This window comes from Burkholderia sp. JPY481, assembly GCF_038900515.1.
Lineage (GTDB): Bacteria > Pseudomonadota > Gammaproteobacteria > Burkholderiales > Burkholderiaceae > Paraburkholderia > Paraburkholderia youngii.
This window is the reverse complement of the sequence record NZ_JAYMRT010000001.1, coordinates 467,379-486,409: the sequence shown is the minus strand read 5'-3', so window position 1 is coordinate 486,409 and position 19,031 is coordinate 467,379. Positions and strand designations below refer to the sequence as shown.

Sequence of the window (19,031 nt, the reverse complement as noted above, 5' to 3'; positions counted from 1 at the left end):
CACCATCGATGCCGCAGGTCGCGTGCCCGCTGCTGCGCGACTTCGGCGCATGGCATGGTCGTTATCATGTGAACGCAACATAATCCATTCAATCTGATAGCCGACGAGGTTCGAACGTGGAAATTGGTTTTTGCGGCCCCGGTCTGATGGGTGCGCCGATGATCCGGCACCTGCTGCGCGCGGGTCATACCGTGCATGTGTGGAATCGCACGCGAGCGAAGGCCGAGGCATTGCAGGCCGAGGGCGCGCACGTCGTCGATATGCCGCGTGAGCTGGCCGCGCGCTGCGACGCGGTGCTGCTGTGCGTCGCGGACGCGGCGGCGGTCGAACAGACCGTGTTCGGCGCGGCGGGGCTGCTCGATGGCGATCCTTCGACCCCGCGCCGTGTGCGCTGGATCGTCGATCATTCGAGCATTCCGCCTGCCGCGACGCGCGCAATGGCGCGACGGGTGGCGGATTTCGCCGGGCAGGGCGGCGCGGCGGGCACCGGAGCTTCCCGGGATGGCGCGTCGATCGGCTGGATCGACGCGCCGGTGTCGGGCGGAGTGGCCGGCGCCACGGCGGGCACGCTCGCGATCATGGCAGGCGGTGAGGCGAGCGATCTCGCCGCGGTGCGCCCCTTGCTCGACACCTATGCCGCCCGCGTCACGCACATGGGCGCGGTCGGCGCCGGGCAAACCGCGAAGCTGTGCAATCAGGCGATCGTCACCGCGACCGTTGCCGCGATCGCCGAGGCGGTGAGCCTCGCGCAGCGCAGCGGCATCGACGCCGCGAAGCTGCCCGAGGCGCTCGCCGGCGGCTGGGCCGATTCGGTGCTGCTGCGGACCTTCGTGCCGCGGATGACGCAAAGCGATCTCGCGCCGATCGGCGCGTTGCGCACGTTCCAGAAGGACGTCGATACGGTCGCGGCGACCGCCTACGAGACCGGCACGCCGATGCCGGTCGCGTCGACGGTCCAGCAATTGCTGCGACTCGGTGCCGCGATGGGGCTCGCCGATGCGGATTTTTCGGCCTTCATCGACATTCTGCAGACGCCGCGCGACGGCTCGAACGGGTAACGCGAGCCGGGGCGGGCGAACTGTCGGGTTGAAATCTCTAAACCTGCTAAAATATTGGGTTTTTCGCCGATATCACATTCAAAGGGACGCGCCGTGCTGTCTACTGCCAATATCACCATGCAATTCGGGCCGAAGCCCCTCTTCGAGAACATTTCGGTCAAATTCGGGGAAGGGAACCGCTATGGCCTGATCGGTGCGAACGGCTGCGGTAAATCCACCTTCATGAAGATTCTCGGTTCGGATCTCGAGCCGAGCTCGGGCAACGTGATGCTCGAGCCGAACGTGCGCCTCGGTAAGCTGCGTCAGGACCAGTTCGCATACGAAGACGTGCGCGTGCTCGACGTCGTAATGATGGGCCACACAGAAATGTGGGCCGCGATGACCGAGCGCGACGCGATCTACGCGAACCCCGACGCGACCGACGACGACTACATGCACGCGGCCGAACTCGAAGCGAAGTTCGCCGAGTACGACGGCTACACGGCCGAAGCGCGCGCGGGCGAACTGCTGCTCGGCATCGGCATCGCGATCGAAGACCACAACGGCCCGATGAGCAACGTCGCACCGGGCTGGAAGCTGCGCGTGCTGCTCGCGCAGGCGCTGTTCTCGAAGCCGGACGTGCTGCTGCTCGATGAGCCGACCAACAACCTCGACATCAACTCGATCCGTTGGCTGGAAGATGTTCTCAACCAGTACAACTCGACGATGATCATCATCTCGCACGACCGGCACTTCCTGAACCAGGTCTGCACGCACATGGCCGACATGGACTACGGCACGCTGAAGGTCTATCCGGGCAACTACGACGACTACATGCTTGCCAGCACGCAGGCGCGCGAGCGTCAGCAAGCCGCCAACGCCAAGGCGAAGGAGCGCGTGGCCGATCTGCAGGACTTCGTGCGCCGCTTCTCGGCGAACAAGTCGAAGGCGCGCCAGGCGACCAGCCGTCTGAAGATGATCGACAAGATCAAGATCGAGGAATTCAAGCCGTCGTCGCGGCAGAACCCGTTCATCCGCTTCGAGTTCGAGAAGAAGCTGCACAACATCGCGGTGGTCGCCGAGAACATTTCGAAGAAGTACGAGCGCTCGATCTTCAATAACTTCAGCATCAGCGTGCAGCCGGGCGAGCGTATCGCGATCATCGGCGAGAACGGCGCGGGTAAGACCACGCTGCTGCGCTCGCTGCTCGGCAATCTGCAGCTCGATCACGGCACCGTGAAGTGGGCGGAAAACGCGAACGTCGGCTACATGCCGCAGGATACCTACGAAGAGTTTCCGAACGACGTCACGCTGATGGACTGGATCGACCAGTACCGCAAGGAAGGCGACGACGAGCAGATGGTGCGCGGCACGCTCGGCCGCCTGCTGTTCAATGCGGACGACATCCGCAAGTCGGTCAAGGTGCTGTCCGGTGGCGAGAAGGGCCGCATGATCTGGGGCAAGCTGATGCTCGGCCGCCATAACGTGCTGCTGATGGACGAGCCGACCAACCACATGGACATGGAGTCGATCGAGTCGCTGCAGATCGCGCTGGACAAGTTTGAAGGCACGCTGATTTTCGTGTCGCACGACCGGGAATTCGTCAGCGGGTTGGCGAACCGGATCATCGAAGTGCGCACGGACGGCACCCTGAACGACTTCGGCGGCAACTACGAGGACTTCCTGACGAGTCAGGGCGTTCAATAAGCGCTGGGTCGCTGGTTTTCAGCGATCCCCCAAAGGCCCATGCCGGCAGTTTGCCGGCATGGGCCTTTTTGTTTTGCTGGCTAACCGGTGCCTCAGGCGCTGGACTCATGCCCGCTCTGCGCGAGCCGTCGAATGACTTCATCCAGCTTACCCATGATGCGATTCTTCGCTTGAGACGCGCTATTTGCAGGCTTTGCCGCTCTAGCTGTAGGGTGCCTGACGAGCTCGTGCAGGGGCTGCATCGGATGGCTGAGCAGCGCACTTTCCGCTTCCCGCCCAAGCGCGACGAACCGCACGTTTCGAGGGAACAGGCTGATGAAGTCGGTCAGAATCTGGGCTGTCGCATGTAGCTCTGGATTCGTTGGGCGGCGGTTGCTCTCGGTGTCTTCGTCAACGAACGGATGAAACGGGAATGCATTCCATAGCGCAAACTCGGTTGGGCCGAAGCCATTGGAAAGCATCGTCTGCCAGACGATCGAGGCGGTTCTCTCATAGACACCGTATTCGCGGTCCGTCATTCGAGGCAACGCATCGCGGCAACTGGTGCGGGTTGCCGAACCCGGCAAATAGTCCGGCCGCGGGCCGCGGTCTGTTCTCGTGGCGACGCCGTTGAGCTTCGTATCGTTGCCAAGCAGAATCCGCTCGGAGGTCATCGCGATGCCGGTAAAGCGCCCGCCGCGGCAGCTCAGCGCTTCAGCGATCAGGATCACCTTGACGCTCGTCCGGCGGGCCTGCAGGTAGGCGGCGAGCTGTTGCTGGCGAACCAGTGGCGCGTTGATGCCCGGCTGGTCGCGTTCATCGGTCTCGGACCATGGATTGAACACGTGGGCCATTCGGCGCCATTGCGCGAGGCACTGAACGAAGTCCCGGGTGGTGGTCACGGAGCCGAAGTTTTCCGAAGCGTTCTCGGGTTTGAATGCATTCGTATCCGCAGCGATTAGAGGAAAACGCAAACCAATAAAAAATGCCGGGACATCCCGGCATTCTTCATGGTTGCAAGCAACCTCGAACTGCGATGCGTGCAGACGACCGGCTCACACCTTGTCGTTCTGAAAGCGCATCGCCGTGCCTTCCCGTTCGATCCGGGTCCAGATCGCGCGTTTTTCCTCGTCGCTGAGGAACACCCAGTTCGACACTTCGGCCGCAGTGCGGCCGCAGCCTTTGCAGACCTCGTCGAAGAGCGTGGAGCAGACGCCGATGCATGGGCTGTCGGGAAGATCGTGGAGATTCGAAGTCATCGGAAACCTTGGGGCGGGGGGCAAAGTCCCGCTATGTTAACCGATGCGCGGCGCGTGCCTTGCACGCGGCGCTCAGCGCGATGCGAAGTTCACGATACCCGCGCACCGACGTGCACGGCTGCCGTCATGCCCCGGTCGCCAGTTGCCACATCAGCGCGCCATTGAGCGCAATGATGAACCACGCCGATAGCCACGACAGCACCAGCGGCACGCCGTGCACGCGCCAGCCGCGCATCAGCGCCGGATCGGACGCACAGCGGATCAGCGGCACCACCGCGAGAGGCAATTGCAGGCTCAGCACGACCTGGCTCGCGACCAGCAACTGGTTCGAGCCATGCTGGCCGAACATGCCCACCGCGAGCAGGGCCGGCCCGATCGCGAGCGCACGCGTGAGCAGTGCGCGTTTCCAGCGCGGCAAGCGCAGCCGCAGGAAGCCTTCCATCACCGCCTGACCGGCCAGCGTGCCGGTGACCGTCGCGCTGAGTCCGCACGCGAGCAGTGCCGCGGCGAACAGGATGCCGGCCCAGCGGTTGCCGACGAGCGGCGCGATCAGCCGATGCGCATCGGCCAGATCGGTCACGTCGCGATGGCCGCTGGCATAGAACACGGCGGCCGCGACGATCAGCAGCGCCGCGTTGATCACGAACGCGAACGCAAGCGAGCCGAAGGTATCGAGATTGACGACGTGCAGCGCGGCCTTGATCTGCGCGTCGCTGCTGTCGGGCGCGTGATGCTTGACGAGCGCCGAATGCAGATACAGGTTGTGCGGCATGACCGTCGCGCCGACGATGCCCGCCGCGAGCCACAGCATGCCCGCGTTTCTGATCAGCTCGATGCTCGGCGCGGTGCCGGCCAGCGCCGCGTGCCAGTCGGGCCGCGCGAGCGCGAGCTGCACGACGAAGCACAGGCCGACGAAGCCGATCAGCGCGGCGATCACCGCTTCCAGCCGGCGGCCGCCCTTGTGCTGGAGCGCGAGCAGCGCGAACGTGCAGACCGCCGACATCAGCACGCCGACCGTCAGCGACACGCCGAGCAGCAGTTGCAGCGCGACCGCGCTGCCGACCACCTCGGCGACATCGCAGGCGATGATCGCGACTTCGCTCGTCAGCCACAGGAACAGCGTCGCGCGCCGGCCATTGCGTTCGCGGCACAGCTGCGCAAGATCGCGCCCGGTCACGACGCCGAGGCGCGACGACAGCCATTGCATCAGCATCCCCATCATGCTCGACAGCAGCACGATGCCGAGCAGGCCGTAGCCGTAGCCCGCGCCGGCGCCGAGCGCGGTCGCCCAGTTGCCGGGGTCGATATAGCCGACCGCGATCAGCGCGCCGGCGCCGAGGAACGAGAACCAGTGCGCCGGACGCGTCGGCTCACCCGGCAGACGCCGGCGCCGGTTGGGACGCATCGCGAAAGGATTGGTGTTCATCGTGCCAGAGCTTCTGGGAAATGCATCCTGTTGCAAGTCATATGCCCATCGCAGTCGCGCAGCGGCTGGCCGGCCGTCGCGCGACGACGTCGCGCAATCCCGCATCAAAGGATCATGATAGGAGCAATCGAGCCGTCGTGGCGAAGCCGGTTGCGCATGAAAGGTGCGCTGCCGCGCCGACGCGGGGCTCTGCACCGGCTTGCACCGTCCGGCACCCGCGCGGGCGTGAGCGGCGCCCCGGCGAAGCGCGAGCCAACGCCGACCTGACAGGCAGATAACAGCGACGCGACGAAACCCCCGCAACCTGCGCCAGCGCGGGGAAAGCGCGACCGCGGCACGCGTATTTTCCGGTAGACACGCGCCGATAACCCGTTAAAATTGCGGCCATTTTGCAAGGGTGCGGCCACAGCCCTGTACCGTTTGCGCGACAGCTCCGGGTTTTTTTTGGAGTGGGCAATAATTGGTGGTAGTTTTCGGGGTTTTCAGGGGGCCGTGCGCGCGAGGGCGCGGCTTGAGTGACGACGGGAGCGGAGAACGGGATGAACAAACGGATAGTGGGGCATGTGGCGGCGCTGATCTTGTGCGCGGCGCCGTGGTTGACGGCCGCTGCGAAAGATACGCAGCTGAACGTGTATAACTGGTCCGACTATATCGCGAAGGATACGATCCCGAACTTCACGAAACAGACCGGCGTTCAGGTCAAGTACGACAACTACGACAGCGACGACACGCTGCAGGCGAAGCTGCTCACCGGCAACTCGGGCTACGACATCGTCGTGCCGACCAGCAACTACGCGGGCAAGCAGATTGCCGCGGGCATCTTCCAGCCGCTCGACAAATCGAAGCTGCCGAACCTGAAGTACCTCGACCCGTCGCTGATGGCGCTCGTCGCCGGCGCCGATCCGGGCAACAAGTACGTGGTGCCCTGGGCGTACGGCACGACCGGCCTCGGCTACAACGTGACGAAGGTCCAGCAGATCCTCGGCAAGGACGTGCCGCTCGATAACTGGGACATCCTGTTCAAGCCGGAAAACATCTCGAAGCTGAAGGCCTGCGGCGTATCGGTGCTGGACGCGCCGGACCAGATGTTCGCGGCCGCGCTGCACTACATGGGCAAGGACCCAATGAGCACGAACCCGGCCGACTACCGCGCCGCGCTCGAGATGCTGAAGAAAATCCGTCCGTACATCACGCAGTTCAACTCGTCGGGCTACATCAACGACCTCGTCGGCGGTGATGTCTGCTTCGCGTACGGCTGGTCGGGCGACGTCGTGATCGCCAAGCATCGCGCGATCGAGGCGAAGAAGCCGTACAAGATCGAGTACTTCGTGCCGAAGGGCGGCGCGCCGGTGTGGTTCGACGTGATGGCGATTCCGAAGGATGCGAAGCACAAGGAAGCCGCGCTCGAGTGGATCAACTACATCGAGACGCCGCAGGTGCACGCCGCGATCACCAACGCCGTGTACTACCCGAGCGTCAATATGGAAGCGCGCAAGTACGTGGACAAGGACGTCGCGAACGATCCGGCCGTGTACCCGTCGCCGGAAACCATCAAGACGCTGTTCCTGTTGAAACCGCTGCCGCAGGAAATCCAGCGGCTGCAAACGCGACTGTGGACCGAGTTCAAGTCCGGCCGCTAAGCGTGGCAACAACAAACAGATAAGAAGCCTATGAAGCCCTCGGTGTTCACCGGGGGCTTTGTTCGTCAAACGCCGGAGTGAAGCAGCATTATGATGAGTAGTGACCAGCCGGGCGCGCTGGCCGGGACGGCCGTGCCGTCGACGGGCCCGAGCGCCGTTACGGGAGACGCAGCGGAGCAGTTTATCCAGATCGTCGACGTCGTGAAGAAGTTCGGCGAGACCGTCGCGGTCAAAGGGGTCAACCTGACGGTAAAGAAGGGCGAGCTGTTCGCGCTGCTCGGCAGTTCGGGCTGCGGCAAGTCGACCTTGCTGCGCATGATGGCCGGGCTCGAAACCGTGACGTCGGGCAAGATCCTGATCGATGGCGAAGACCTCGCGCAACTGCCGCCGTATCGCCGGCCGGTCAACATGATGTTCCAGTCGTACGCGCTGTTTCCGCACATGACGGTCGAGGCGAACGTCGCGTTCGGCCTGAAGCAGGAAGGCGTGCCGAAGGCCGAGCTGAAAGACCGCGTGCACAACGCGCTCGAACTCGTGCAAATGGGCCGCTTCGCGAAACGCAAGCCGCATCAGCTGTCGGGCGGGCAGCAGCAGCGCGTCGCGCTCGCGCGCTCGCTCGTCAAGCGGCCGAAGCTGCTGCTGCTCGACGAGCCGATGTCGGCGCTCGACAAGCAGATCCGCCAGCGCACGCAGATCGAGCTCGTCAACATTCTCGACCAGGTCGGCGTCACCTGCATGATGGTCACGCACGATCAGGAAGAAGCGATGACGATGGCCAACCGCCTCGCCGTAATGAGCGAAGGCCAGATCGTGCAGCTCGGCACGCCGCATGAAGTCTACGAGTATCCGAACAGCCGTTTCTCGGCGGAATTCATCGGCTCGACCAATCTGTTCGAAGGCCGCACGGTCGAGGACGAACCCGATCACGTGTTCATCGAAACGCCGGATCTGACTTGCCGTTTGCACGTCAATCACGGCATCACCGGTCCGCTCGGCATGCCGGTGACGATCTCGGTGCGGCCCGAACGCATCGCGCTCACGCGCAAGCCGCCCGAGGGCGCGTACAACTGGGGCAAGGGCGCCGTCACGAATATCGCGTACATGGGCGGCTATTCGCTGTATCACGTGAAGCTCGAGGGCGGCAAGACCGTGATCGCGAACGTGACGAGCCTCGCGCTCACCGAAATCGATCCGCCGTCCTGGGGCGACGAAGTCTACGTGCGCTGGAGCGCATCGGCCGGCGTGGTGCTGACGTCATGAAAGAAGCGCTTCGCTCGTTTTTCGCGTGGCCGGTGCGGCGTCTGAAGCTCACGGGACGCAGCGCGGTGGTGGCGGGGCCGTTCATCTGGCTCCTGCTGTTTTTTCTCGTGCCGTTCCTGCTGGTCGTGAAGATCAGCTTCGCCGATTCGCAGCTCGGCATTCCGCCGTACACGCAGCTCGTCACCTTCGCGGAAGGCGCGCTGCACATCACGCTCGATCTATCGCACTACGCGTTTCTGCTGACCGACAGCCTGTACTTCGCAACCTATGTGAATTCGGTCGTGGTCGCGGCGATTTCGACCTTGCTGTGTCTGCTGATCGGCTATCCGATGGCGTACTACATCGCGCGCTCCAATGCAGCCACCCGCAATCTGCTGATGATGGCCGTGATGCTGCCGTTCTGGACTTCGTTCCTGATCCGCGTGTACGCATGGATCGGCATTCTGAAGAACAACGGGCTGCTGAATAACTTCCTGATGTCGGTCGGGCTGATCCATTCGCCGATCGAGCTGTATCACACGAACACGGCGGTCTATATCGGCATGGTCTATTCGTACCTGCCGTTTCTCGTGATGCCGCTTTACGCTCACCTCGTGAAAATGGACCTCACCCTGCTCGAAGCCGCGTACGACCTCGGCGCGAAGCCGTGGAAGGCGTTCTGGCAGATCACGCTGCCGCTGTCGAAGAACGGCATCGTCGCCGGCTGTCTGCTGGTGTTCATTCCGGCGGTCGGCGAGTACGTGATTCCTGAGCTGCTCGGCGGCGCGAACACGCTGATGATCGGCCGCGTGATGTGGAACGAGTTCTTCGACAACGCCGACTGGCCGATGGCGTCCGCCGTCACCTGTGCGATGGTGTTGCTGCTGCTGGTGCCGATGGCGCTGTTCCAGCATGCGCAGGCGAAGGCATTGGAGGAGGGCCGCCAATGAAACCGAATCGCATGCTGCAGCTGATTGCTCTCGGCATCGGCTTTCTGTTTCTGTATATCCCGATCGTCAGCCTCGTCGTGTATTCGTTCAACGAATCGCAACTGGTCACGGTGTGGACGCGCTTTTCGACGCGCTGGTACGCGGCGCTGCTGCGGGACGACGAGCTCATTGCGTCGGCGTGGCTGTCGCTGCGGATCGGCTTGCTGACGGCGTTCGCGTCGGTGATCATCGGTACGTGGGCCGGTTTCGTGCTCGCGCGCATGGGGCGCTTTCGCGGCTTCACGCTGTACACGGGCATGATCAACGCGCCGCTGGTGATCCCCGAGGTGATTCAGGGCATCTCGCTGCTGCTGCTGTTCATCGAAATGGCGCGCTGGATCGGCTGGCCGGCTGAACGCGGCATCTTCACGATCTGGATCGGTCACGTGATGCTGTGTATTTCGTACGTCGCGATCATCGTGCAGTCGCGCGTGCGGGAGCTGCATCCGTCGCTCGAGGAAGCCGCGCTCGACCTCGGCGCGACCCCGTTGCGCGTGTTCTTCTCCGTCACGCTGCCGCTGATTTCACAGGCGCTGGTGTCGGGCTGGCTGCTGTCGTTTACGCTGTCGATCGACGACCTCGTGCTGTCCGCGTTCCTGTCGGGTCCCGGCTCGACGACCTTGCCGCTCGTCGTGTTCTCGCGCGTGCGCCTCGGCTTGAACCCGGAGATGAATGCGCTCGCGACGCTGTTCATCGCAGTCGTCACGGTCGGCGTCGTCGCGGCGAACTTCTTCATGCAGCGCGCGGAGCGCAAGCGGGCCGTGATGGCGGTTTGAGGTTGCGCGACGCGTTGAGCGCCTTCACTTCTTCTGACGATGGCGATAATCGAGTCCCTTCTGCGCGTGCTGGACTGGCAGCCGCTTTATCGGCTGTGGGAACTGATCGTGATCATCGTGAAGTTTCTATGGGAGCTGTTGCGGTTGCTGAGCGGCGGCGGAGGGCAGTGACTGCGCCTGCCTCCGCGCGGCGCCGATTCAACGCGCGAAGCGGTAATCCTGCGGCCGCACGCGCCGCGTACGCTTGCGAAAGCTGAACGTGAAGCCGGGCCAGATCGCGGTGACCTTCCCGCTCTGCGTCTGATACCAGCTATGGCAGCCGCTCGTCCATACCGCGTGCCGCATCTCCTGCTGCAAGCGCGCATTGAAATCGCGCTGCACGTCGGCGCGCAAGGTCATCGTGCGCGCATTCCGTTTGCGCAGCACACGCAGGCAATCGCCGATGTAGCGCAGTTGCGACTCGATCATGTAGATCATCGAGTTATGGCCGAGCCCCGTGTTCGGGCCGACGATCATGAAGAAGTTCGGGAAGTTCGCGATGCTCGTGCCGAGATAGGCCTCGGGGCCATCGCGTAGCCATAGCGTGCTGAGGTCGGTGCCGTCGAGACCGGTCACTTCGAACGGTGCGGGCACGTCGTTGACCTGGAAGCCGGTGCCGCAGATGATCGCGTCCGCGTGGTGGTGCACGCCGTCCTCGGTCACGATGCCATCCGCGACGATCTCGCGAATGCCACTCGTCACGACATCGACGTTCGGCTGGCACACGGCCGGGTAATAGTCGCTCGACAGCAGCACGCGCTTGCAGCCGAGCCGGTAGTTCGGCGTGAGCTTCGCGCGCAGCGCCGGGTCCTTGACGCGTCGCTCCAGATAGCTGAGGCCGAACTTCATCGGCATCTCCATCAGCTTCGGATTGACGACGAACGCGATCCCACGCGATTCGAGCTGCCAATAGATCGCGCTGCGAACGAAGCGCTGCGTGAACGGCAGCGTACGGAACAGCCATTGCGCGCGCGGGCCGATCGGCTTGTCGCGCTTCGGCATCACCCACGGCGCGGTGCGCTGGAACAGGTCCAGATGCGCGACGCGCGGCTGGATTTTCGGCACGAACTGGATCGCGCTCGCGCCGGTGCCGATTACCGCGACGCGTTTGCCGTCGAGCGCATACGCGTGATCCCAGCGCGCCGAATGAAACAGCTTGCCTTCGAAACGTTCGATGCCGGCGATGCGCGGCAGCGCGGGACGCGACAACGGACCGTTCGCGGCGATCAGCACGTCGGCCTCGATGATTTCGCGCGCGCCGTTCGTGTCGAGTTCGACGAGCCAGATCTGCCGCGCTTCGTCGAAGCGCGCGGCGCTCACTCTCGCATTGCAACGCACATAGCGATCGACGCCGTACTTGCGCGCGCAGTGCTGCAGATACGCGAGAATTTCGGCCTGGCTGCTGAACGAGCGCGACCACGCCGGGTTCGCCTCGAATGAAAACGAATACAGATGGGAGGGGACGTCGCAGGCCGCGCCGGGGTAGGTATTGTCGCGCCACGTGCCGCCGATGCTGCTCGCCGCCTCGTAGACGGTAAACGACGTGATGCCCATCTGCTGCAGACGGATCGCCATGCCGACGCCGGCAAAGCCACTGCCGACGATCGCAATGCGCGGCGCGGTGGATGAAGGGGAGGGGGCAGGCGTCACGACGGTCTCCGGCACGGGCGAAAGCGGGGGTGAAACGACAGCGGCTACGGCGCGGCGGGCTCGCGCGGCGCGGACGGCCAAGGCCGAAACGCGCGTCTACACCTGTCTATACATGGCTTATCGCGCAGGGTAGACAAGCGTACACATCGCGTCAAGATCGTTTAGAGTGCAGCTATTAAACGCGTATATCGCGCGATGATTGAACGCACGATGAGCACTGTCCCCGAAGCATCGTCCGTCGCCGGTCCGGAGTTGCCGCCCGGCAAGCGCAAGCTGATCGAAGCCGCGCTACGGTTGACCGCTGGCGGCCGCAGTCTCGCGAGCCTCGGCTTGCGCGAGCTCGCGCGCGAGGCGGGGCTCAATCCGAACACGTTCTACCGTCATTTCAGCGCGCTCGACGAACTCGCGCGCGAAGCCGTCGCCGCCGTGAGCCGTCGGCTTCGGCCGATGCTGCGGCGCGAGCGCTGGCTCGCCGCGCACGACGAACCGCACAGCGTGCCACGGCGCGCATGCGTCGCGTTTTTCGCATTCGCGCTGGCGAACCGCGAGGCGTTCCTGAGCGCGCTGGCCGAATATCACGGCATGTCGCCGGCTTTGCGCGAAGCGGTGCGCGCGAACCTGCACGAGGTGTCGGCGGAAATGGCGGACGACGTCGTGCAGCTCCAACTGATGCCGCAACTCGCGCGGGAGACCGTCGACGAGGTCTGCACGCAGATCGTGCTGCAACTGTTTCATCTATCCGCTGAATACATCGACGCGAACGACGCGCGCCGCGACGCATTGATCGATTACGCCGAGCGTTTCATCGTGCGGCTGTTCGTGGGGGCGGTCGTGCTCGCGCAGCACGAGGGTAGCCAGGCCGAATCGGCGCGGGCCTGAAATAAACGAAAGCGGTACGCAAAACCGGCAGGCAAAAAAAACAGGCTCCGCGAAGGAGCCTGTGTTTCATTCGACGCGGATCGATTGGATTCGATCAGGTATCGGTCCAACCGCCGGAATCGTCGTTGCTGCCCATGTCGACGCCGCCGCCGCTGCCGTCATCGTTCCAGTCGTTCGAACCCTGGCCGAAGTCGAGGCCGCCGCCGTTTGCGCCGTCGTTGCCGCGCCGGCGCAGTTCGTCGGGGTCGACGATCACGTCGCGCTCGATCACGCGGTCACGCCCATGACTGAGCGCCTCGCCAAGCAGCACGCCGGTCAGCAGACCGCCCATGCCGCCACCCATGCCACCGCCTTGCTGCACGATGACCTGCGGCTGCTGCTGAACCGGACCCTGTTGCGGATAAGGCGGCTGCGGATTGCCGAAGCGTTCGGCCTCCTGCGCATACGCCGATTGCTGGCCGGTGCCCACCGACGCGGCGGTCGGATCGGGCCGGCCGTCGGCGCGCGCACGCAGGCTCGCGATGCGCTGCTCGAACTCGTCGAGTGCATAAGGCGGCAGCGGATTCTTGCCGTTCGACAGCGTTTCGACGGTGCCGCGCAACTGCTCTTCGGTCGCTTCGACGTCTTTCTCGAGCAGCTCGTGACCCGGCGCGGTGGACAGCTTCACGTCGAGCTTGATCGAGCGCACGGTGTTCAGCATGTCGGTTGCGCGCTTCAATTGCGCGCGGCGGTCATCGTCGGCGCGGGTGTCTTCCTGGCTGCGCGCGCGGCGCAAGGTCCAGCGCAGCACGAACGCGATCGCGACGATCAGAACAACGATACCGATCCACATACCCACCCCCGGACCATGCCGTAGTTGCGCTTGCGACATCATCGCCGACTGTTGCTGCACGGCAGGCGCATTCTGCTGCGCGAACGGATTGGCGGCGTGACGGGTGACGTTGTTGCCCGCGCGTTCTGCGTCGCGGCGCAGGCGCGCTTCGGTTTGCGCGAAGCGGCTCGGGTCGGTGAAGCGGATCTGCGGATCGAGCGTCTTCGCCTGTTGGAGTTGCGCGAGCGCCTCGGCCGAACGGCCTTCGCGATCGAGCACCTGGGCGTACAGATAGTGCGCGTGTGCGTTGTTCGGATGCGCTTGCAACACTTCGGTGAGGCCGGCGTCGGCCTGCTGCCAGTTGCCCTGCGCCATCGCCGATTCGATTTGCTGAGCGGTCGGCACCGCGAACGCCGCGGCCGACACGAGCAGCAGCGCAGCGAAAGCGGTTGCGAAAAGTTTTTTCATTTGCGGACCGGGCGGCGCGCGCCCGTCTCCATCAGTCGATTGCGGTGGCTGCCTGCGGCGGCCGATATGCCGGTGCGTTCAGGAGCGAGCGCACCGGCATCTACTGCTACTTCTGCGGTCATTGCCGCGCGTACCTGCTGTGCGTAGTTGCCGTGGAGCCGGTACACGCATCCAGCATTTACTGCGCCGGCGTATTGAGCTGCTTCTTCAGCGCTTCGAGCCGGTCGTCGATGGACGGGCCGCGGTTCAGATCCGCGAGCTTGTCGTCGAGCGCCTTGCCGCTTTTCTCGTCGGCGGAGTTCAGACGTGCGTCGGAACGCGCGTTCGACAGCGCGACTTTATCTTCGAGCTTCTGGAAATCTTCGGACAGGTTCTTGCCGCCGATGCCGCCGAGTGCCGTGGCCGCGGTATCTTTCGCCTGCGCGATCTGCTGCTTGGCTTGCAGGATGTTCGAGCGCGCATTCAGGTCGTTGCGGCGCGTGCGCATGTCGTCGATCTGGCTCTTCAGTTGCGCGACCGATGGTTCCAGCGAGGTCAGTTCTTTCGTCAGTGCATCGCGTTCGGCTTCAGCGGTGGCCTGCGCGCCGAGCGCTTCACGCGCGAGCGCTTCGTCGCCGGATTGCAGTGCACGGCGAGCACCGTCCTCATACTTCTTCGCCTTGTCCGCGGCAACATCGCGCTTGCTTTGCTGGGTGGCGACCTGCGCCTGAATCTCGATCAGCGAGTTCTCGGCCTTGCCGATGCTGTCGTCGAGTTCGCGCACGATCTGGCGCGAGTCACGCGACGGATCCTGCACCGAGTCGGCCGCATCGTTCAGAAGACCCTTGAGCGTGCGCGAAATGCTGTCAAAAAGCGACATGAAAACCTCCAGAGAATGTGAGCGGCGCCGACGATGCGTGCGCCCCTGACTGCTTTGAACTACTGCTACTTTACGCCGCCGCGCGCGATGCTGCGCAACGTTCGGACCGGAGTTCGGGGCGCACTTGCCAATTGCAATAGCGCGCTCCGTTTTTGTTGGGGCGCAATGCCGGGTCGAGGCTTGCCTGGACGATGGAAAGCCGCGACGGGCATGGACTTGACGGCGGATATTACACCATCGGCTGTCTTAAAGATGGCTTGAACGATGCGGCCTTTGGGACGCTGGAACGATGCTGGAAAGCCACTGTTTGCCCGTGTGTGCGGGCATTATCGAGCAGCGGTTCATACGGGTGTCACTGATGTAACGATATGCAACGTGGACTCGTTACGTGCCCCGCCTGTCCGCCCGGATGCAGTGCTCGCGGCTCGATGCGCGGTAATTTTCCGTCACGCTTTCGGTCACGCGAAGCGGCCGCCTTCGGCGCTCGGGTCGCTGTGCGGTTCGTCGTCGTCGGGGGCGGGCTCGTTGGGGCGGCGCTTCAGAGAGTTGCGCAGACGCGCCGAGGTGCTGGACAGCCGTTGCGACGCGGCTTGTTCGATCGCGTCCGTCTCGGTGTTTTCGGCGTTGTCGGCGGCTCGTGCCGCGGTCAGGCGCGCGACCGCTTCGGCGGTGGCCGCGGCCTGTTCGTCCTGCTCGGCGGCGAGCGCGGCGGCAACACCTGCGGGAAGCAGCGGGGCGGGGGAATCGGCAGCATCGGCTGCGACGGCGGGGCGACCGGCTTGCGGCACCGCGGCCGGGTTCACGGTATTGGCGGCACCGGTAGCCGCGCCTGCCGCATCTTTGTCAGGCGCTTGTAGCGATGCCGGCAGCGCGGCGCGCGCATAGCGGGTACCGCGCGCGACGCGTTGCAGCGCCGCGTTCAGCGCATCGGGCGCGCGCGGCGCACGCAGCCGGTCGACGATGCTCGCGGCCTTGACCTGCTCGCTGGTCGCGCCGAAGCTCAGCACCGCGCGCCGCATCAGTTCGCTTACGCTGATGCCCAGTTCCTCCGCAGTAGCGGTGATCGCACGTTTTTGCGCAGTCGTGACGAATACGACGATGCGCTCGCTGGGCTTGGACATGATCGACTCGCAGTCTTGTTGGCATGGGCGGGTCGGCGCGTGCCCCCGGATACGGTGTAGGAACCCGTCAACGGAGCTGCCGTTGGAACCCGCCGCTGGGTCCCCGTCGCGCGCATCGAAAGACGTGCGCGGGGTTCATCATATGACGAGTTGCGCCGCCACGGAATAAGCATGATGCGAAAATCCCGTGACATCAATGAGTTGTAGTGATTGCGGCCGGTTTGTCCACAGCCCTTTCAACAGAAAATGTTGATAACCCCGCATAAACCGGGCTTCGCACGCACGCTGCAATCCGCACTGCGCGAAATTACAGAGCCCTACTAGGAAAAGGCGGCCGTCGAAGGGAATTCTTACAAAAAAACTGCGTTGGACCGCTGCCGATTTCTTTAAAATGCGCTGTTACGTTGCGCCGGACATGGTCCGAGGCGTGCCGTGCGGCCGGCCGGGGGCAAGGTCCGCAGGGCGGCGTACGTCCCGGCCCGGATGTCGATCACGACCCATGCGCGCCATGCGCGCGTGCAGACAGGCGCGCAGTTGCGGGCCCATTACTCCAGTCATGCCAATCATCAAACGACCGCATTCCTCGAATTCTCCGGCCGGTGAAGACCGGGACTCCCATCAACGCACCCCTGGACGCAACGCCGCTTCGCGCGACGCCGAGTACGGCCGTCGTTCGATCGGGGCGTCGCTCGTGTTGTGGTTCTTCGGCCTGATCGCGACCGTCGCGGTGATCGGCGCGCTGATCGTCGGCTATGCGCTCGTCGTGATGGGGCCGCAGTTGCCGTCGCTCGACGCGCTCACCGACTATCGCCCGAAAGTGCCGCTGCGCGTCTACACCGCTGATCACGTGCTGATCGGCGAATTCGGCGAGGAGCGCCGCAGCCTCGTGCGCTTCCAGGATATCCCCGATCAGATGAAAAAAGCGGTGCTCGCGATCGAGGACTACCGCTTCTACGAACACGGCGGCGTCGATTTCCTCGGTATTCTGCGCGCCGGTTTTGCGGACCTCGCGCATGGCGGCGCATCGCAGGGCGCGAGCACGATCACGATGCAGGTCGCGCGCAACTTCTTCCTCTCCAGCGAGAAGACCTACACCCGCAAGGTCTACGAAATGCTGCTCGCGTACAAGATCGAGCGCGCGCTGACGAAAGACCAGATCCTCGAGCTGTACATGAACCAGATCTATCTGGGCGAGCGCGCGTACGGCTTCGCCGCGGCCGCGCGCGTGTACTTCGGCAAGGACCTGAAGGACATTTCGCTGGCCCAGGCCGCGATGCTCGCGGGCTTGCCGAAGGCGCCGTCCGCTTATAACCCGGTCGTCAATCCGAAGCGCGCGACGATCCGTCAGGAGTACATCCTGCAACGCATGCTCGAACTGCGCTACATCACGCGAGAGCAGTACGACCAGGCCGTGAAGGAAGAGATTCACACGAAGAATCCGGGCAACGAGTACAGCGTGCATGCCGAGTACGTCGCCGAAATGGTGCGGCAGATGATGTACGCGCAGTACAAGGACGAAACCTACACGCGCGGCCTGAACGTCACGACGACGATCGATTCCGCCGACCAGGACGCCGCGTATCGCGCGGTGCGCAAGGGCGTGATGGACTACGAGCGGCGCCACGGCTATCGCGGACCGGAAGGGTACGTGCAGTTGCCGGAGGCCGGCGACGACCGCGACCAGACGATCGACGACGCGCTGACCGATCACCCGGACAACGGCGAGATCATCGCCGGCGTGGTGACGGCCGCGAACGCGAAGCAGGTGGTCGCGCAACTGGTCGACGGCACGCAGGTGACGGTGTCGGGCGACGGCCTGCGCTTCGTCGCTGCCGCGCTGAGCCCGCGCGCGAACCAGCCGCTGCGCATCAGGCCGGGTTCGATCGTGCGCCTCGTCGCCGACGACAAGGGCAACTGGCAGATCACGCAGCTTCCGCAGGTCGAGGGCGCGCTGGTGTCGCTGACGCCGCAGGACGGCGCGATCCGTGCGCTGATCGGCGGCTTCGACTTCAACAAGAACAAGTTCAACCACGTGACGCAAGCGTGGCGCCAGCCGGGTTCGAGCTTCAAGCCGTTCATCTATTCGGCCGCGCTCAACAAGGGGCTCGCTCCGGCGACGATCATCAACGACGCGCCGCTGTACTTCCCGCCGAGCACGCCGGGCGGCGACGCGTGGGAGCCGAAGGACGACGACCAGCCTGATGGTCCGATGTCGATGCGCCTCGCGCTGCAGAAGTCGAAGAACCTCGTGTCGATCCGCATCCTGTCGTTCATCGGCACCAAGTATGCGCAGGACTTCGTCACGCAGCGCTTCGGCTTCGACGCCGACAAGACCCCACCATATCTGCCGATGGCACTCGGCGCGGGCCTCGTCACGCCGCTGCAATCGGCGGGCGCGTACTCGGTGTTCGCGAACGGCGGCTACCGGATCAATCCGTATCTGATCAACGAAGTGACCGACGCGCGTGGCGTGGCGATCTCGCGCGCGCAGCCGCTCGTCGCGGGGCACGACGCGCCGCGCACGCTCGAGCCGCGCAACGCGTACATCATGAACAGCCTGTTGCACTCGGTCGCGACCGCGGGTACGGGGGCGGGCACCAACGTGCTGAAGCGCTCGGACCTGCAGGGCAAAACCGGCACGACCAACGACGCGAAGGACGGCTGGTTCGCCGGCTATCAGCAGTCGCTGGTGGCGGTCGCGTGGATGGGCTACGACCAGCCGAAGAGTCTGGGCAGTCGCGAATTCGGCGCGCAGCTCGCGCTGCCGATCTGGGTCGAGTACATGCAGCGCGCGCTGCGCGGTGTGCCGCAGGCCGAGCCGCCGCAACCCGACGGCGTGACGGTGGTGGACGGTGAGCTGTTCTTCAGTGACAAGTTGCCGGGGCAAGGCTTCGTCGCGAGCATCGGTCTCGATACGAGCAATCCGATGGCCGGCGCGACCGATGCGGTGGGCGGTGTCGGGCCGGCGGGCATGACGCCGCCGGTGGTGCCGCCGCCGAGCGTGTCGACGACCGAGAAGAAGCAAATTATGGATCTGTTCGAGTCGAACAAGCCTTGATGTTTTTGACAGCGCGTACGCGGTTGGCTTCGGCGGGCCGCGCACGCGTTCACCCCTTCGGGTCGGATTCCTGACCTATCCTTCGTTCTTGCGC

At 64.3% G+C, this 19,031-nt stretch carries 16 protein-coding genes; 9 read left to right on the top strand and 7 right to left on the bottom strand.

The annotated features are described in order from the left end of the window. The first annotated feature begins 116 nt into the window (after positions 1 to 116). Both VSR82_RS02240 and VSR82_RS02235 read left to right on the top strand, forming a co-directional pair. Complete coding sequence (locus tag VSR82_RS02240) at positions 117 to 1,058, top strand: NAD(P)-dependent oxidoreductase (protein ID WP_429459040.1); 942 nt, start codon at positions 117 to 119, stop codon at positions 1,056 to 1,058. Between the two features lie 93 nt (positions 1,059 to 1,151). Continuing rightward, positions 1,152 to 2,744, top strand: coding sequence for an ABC-F family ATPase (locus tag VSR82_RS02235; protein ID WP_368587093.1), 1,593 nt, complete (start codon positions 1,152 to 1,154; stop codon positions 2,742 to 2,744). A gap of 92 nt (positions 2,745 to 2,836) precedes the next feature. Here the strand turns inward: VSR82_RS02235 and VSR82_RS02230 are convergent, their stop codons facing one another. From VSR82_RS02230 to VSR82_RS02220, 3 genes are all read right to left on the bottom strand, one after another. Then, positions 2,837 to 3,625, bottom strand: coding sequence for a uracil-DNA glycosylase (locus VSR82_RS02230; RefSeq protein ID WP_429459042.1), 789 nt, complete (start codon positions 3,623 to 3,625; stop codon positions 2,837 to 2,839). A 153-nt stretch (positions 3,626 to 3,778) separates the two neighbouring features. After that, positions 3,779 to 3,982, bottom strand: a complete 204-nt coding sequence (locus tag VSR82_RS02225) for a DUF1289 domain-containing protein (protein ID WP_013089654.1) — start codon at positions 3,980 to 3,982, stop codon at positions 3,779 to 3,781. Between the two features lie 124 nt (positions 3,983 to 4,106). Continuing rightward, complete coding sequence (locus VSR82_RS02220; protein WP_368587090.1) at positions 4,107 to 5,408, bottom strand: Nramp family divalent metal transporter; 1,302 nt, start codon at positions 5,406 to 5,408, stop codon at positions 4,107 to 4,109. A gap of 539 nt (positions 5,409 to 5,947) precedes the next feature. Between VSR82_RS02220 and VSR82_RS02215 the strand changes: the two genes are divergently transcribed. From VSR82_RS02215 to VSR82_RS02195, 5 genes are all read left to right on the top strand, one after another. Continuing rightward, positions 5,948 to 7,048 (top strand): polyamine ABC transporter substrate-binding protein, encoded by a 1,101-nt coding sequence (locus VSR82_RS02215; protein WP_429459045.1) that lies wholly within the window; start codon positions 5,948 to 5,950, stop codon positions 7,046 to 7,048. Between the two features lie 93 nt (positions 7,049 to 7,141). After that, complete coding sequence (locus tag VSR82_RS02210; protein WP_429459047.1) at positions 7,142 to 8,308, top strand: ABC transporter ATP-binding protein; 1,167 nt, start codon at positions 7,142 to 7,144, stop codon at positions 8,306 to 8,308. Then, positions 8,305 to 9,237 carry an ABC transporter permease subunit gene (locus VSR82_RS02205; RefSeq protein WP_410847979.1) on the top strand — a complete coding sequence of 311 codons (933 nt, stop codon included), beginning with the start codon at positions 8,305 to 8,307 and terminating at the stop codon, positions 9,235 to 9,237. The genes VSR82_RS02210 and VSR82_RS02205 overlap by 4 nt, the downstream gene beginning before the upstream one ends. Next, a complete protein-coding gene (locus tag VSR82_RS02200; protein WP_368587086.1) occupies positions 9,234 to 10,052 on the top strand; it encodes an ABC transporter permease subunit in 819 nt (272 codons plus the stop codon). Before VSR82_RS02205 ends, VSR82_RS02200 begins: the two co-directional genes overlap by 4 nt. 39 nt (positions 10,053 to 10,091) lie before the next feature. Beyond that, positions 10,092 to 10,223: a hypothetical protein gene (locus VSR82_RS02195; RefSeq protein ID WP_429459049.1), complete on the top strand. Its 132-nt coding sequence runs from the start codon at positions 10,092 to 10,094 to the stop codon at positions 10,221 to 10,223. Between the two features lie 27 nt (positions 10,224 to 10,250). Here VSR82_RS02195 and VSR82_RS02190 read toward each other — a convergent pair whose 3' ends face one another. Beyond that, positions 10,251 to 11,741 (bottom strand): flavin-containing monooxygenase, encoded by a 1,491-nt coding sequence (locus tag VSR82_RS02190; RefSeq protein WP_429459051.1) that lies wholly within the window; start codon positions 11,739 to 11,741, stop codon positions 10,251 to 10,253. A 210-nt stretch (positions 11,742 to 11,951) separates the two neighbouring features. Between VSR82_RS02190 and VSR82_RS02185 the strand changes: the two genes are divergently transcribed. Beyond that, entirely contained in the window at positions 11,952 to 12,620 is a 669-nt protein-coding gene (locus VSR82_RS02185) for a TetR family transcriptional regulator (protein WP_429459053.1), read from the top strand. A 94-nt stretch (positions 12,621 to 12,714) separates the two neighbouring features. On the opposite strand, the gene VSR82_RS02180 is transcribed toward VSR82_RS02185, so the two are convergent. From VSR82_RS02180 to VSR82_RS02170, 3 genes are all read right to left on the bottom strand, one after another. Next, positions 12,715 to 13,899, bottom strand: coding sequence for a tetratricopeptide repeat protein (locus VSR82_RS02180; RefSeq protein WP_429459055.1), 1,185 nt, complete (start codon positions 13,897 to 13,899; stop codon positions 12,715 to 12,717). 178 nt (positions 13,900 to 14,077) lie between these two features. Further along, positions 14,078 to 14,758 (bottom strand): PspA/IM30 family protein, encoded by a 681-nt coding sequence (locus tag VSR82_RS02175; RefSeq protein WP_368587082.1) that lies wholly within the window; start codon positions 14,756 to 14,758, stop codon positions 14,078 to 14,080. A 458-nt stretch (positions 14,759 to 15,216) separates the two neighbouring features. Continuing rightward, complete coding sequence (locus VSR82_RS02170; RefSeq protein WP_429459057.1) at positions 15,217 to 15,879, bottom strand: hypothetical protein; 663 nt, start codon at positions 15,877 to 15,879, stop codon at positions 15,217 to 15,219. A 556-nt stretch (positions 15,880 to 16,435) separates the two neighbouring features. Between VSR82_RS02170 and VSR82_RS02165 the strand changes: the two genes are divergently transcribed. Beyond that, positions 16,436 to 18,937, top strand: coding sequence for a penicillin-binding protein 1A (locus VSR82_RS02165; protein WP_429459059.1), 2,502 nt, complete (start codon positions 16,436 to 16,438; stop codon positions 18,935 to 18,937). Positions 18,938 to 19,031 lie beyond the last annotated feature (94 nt).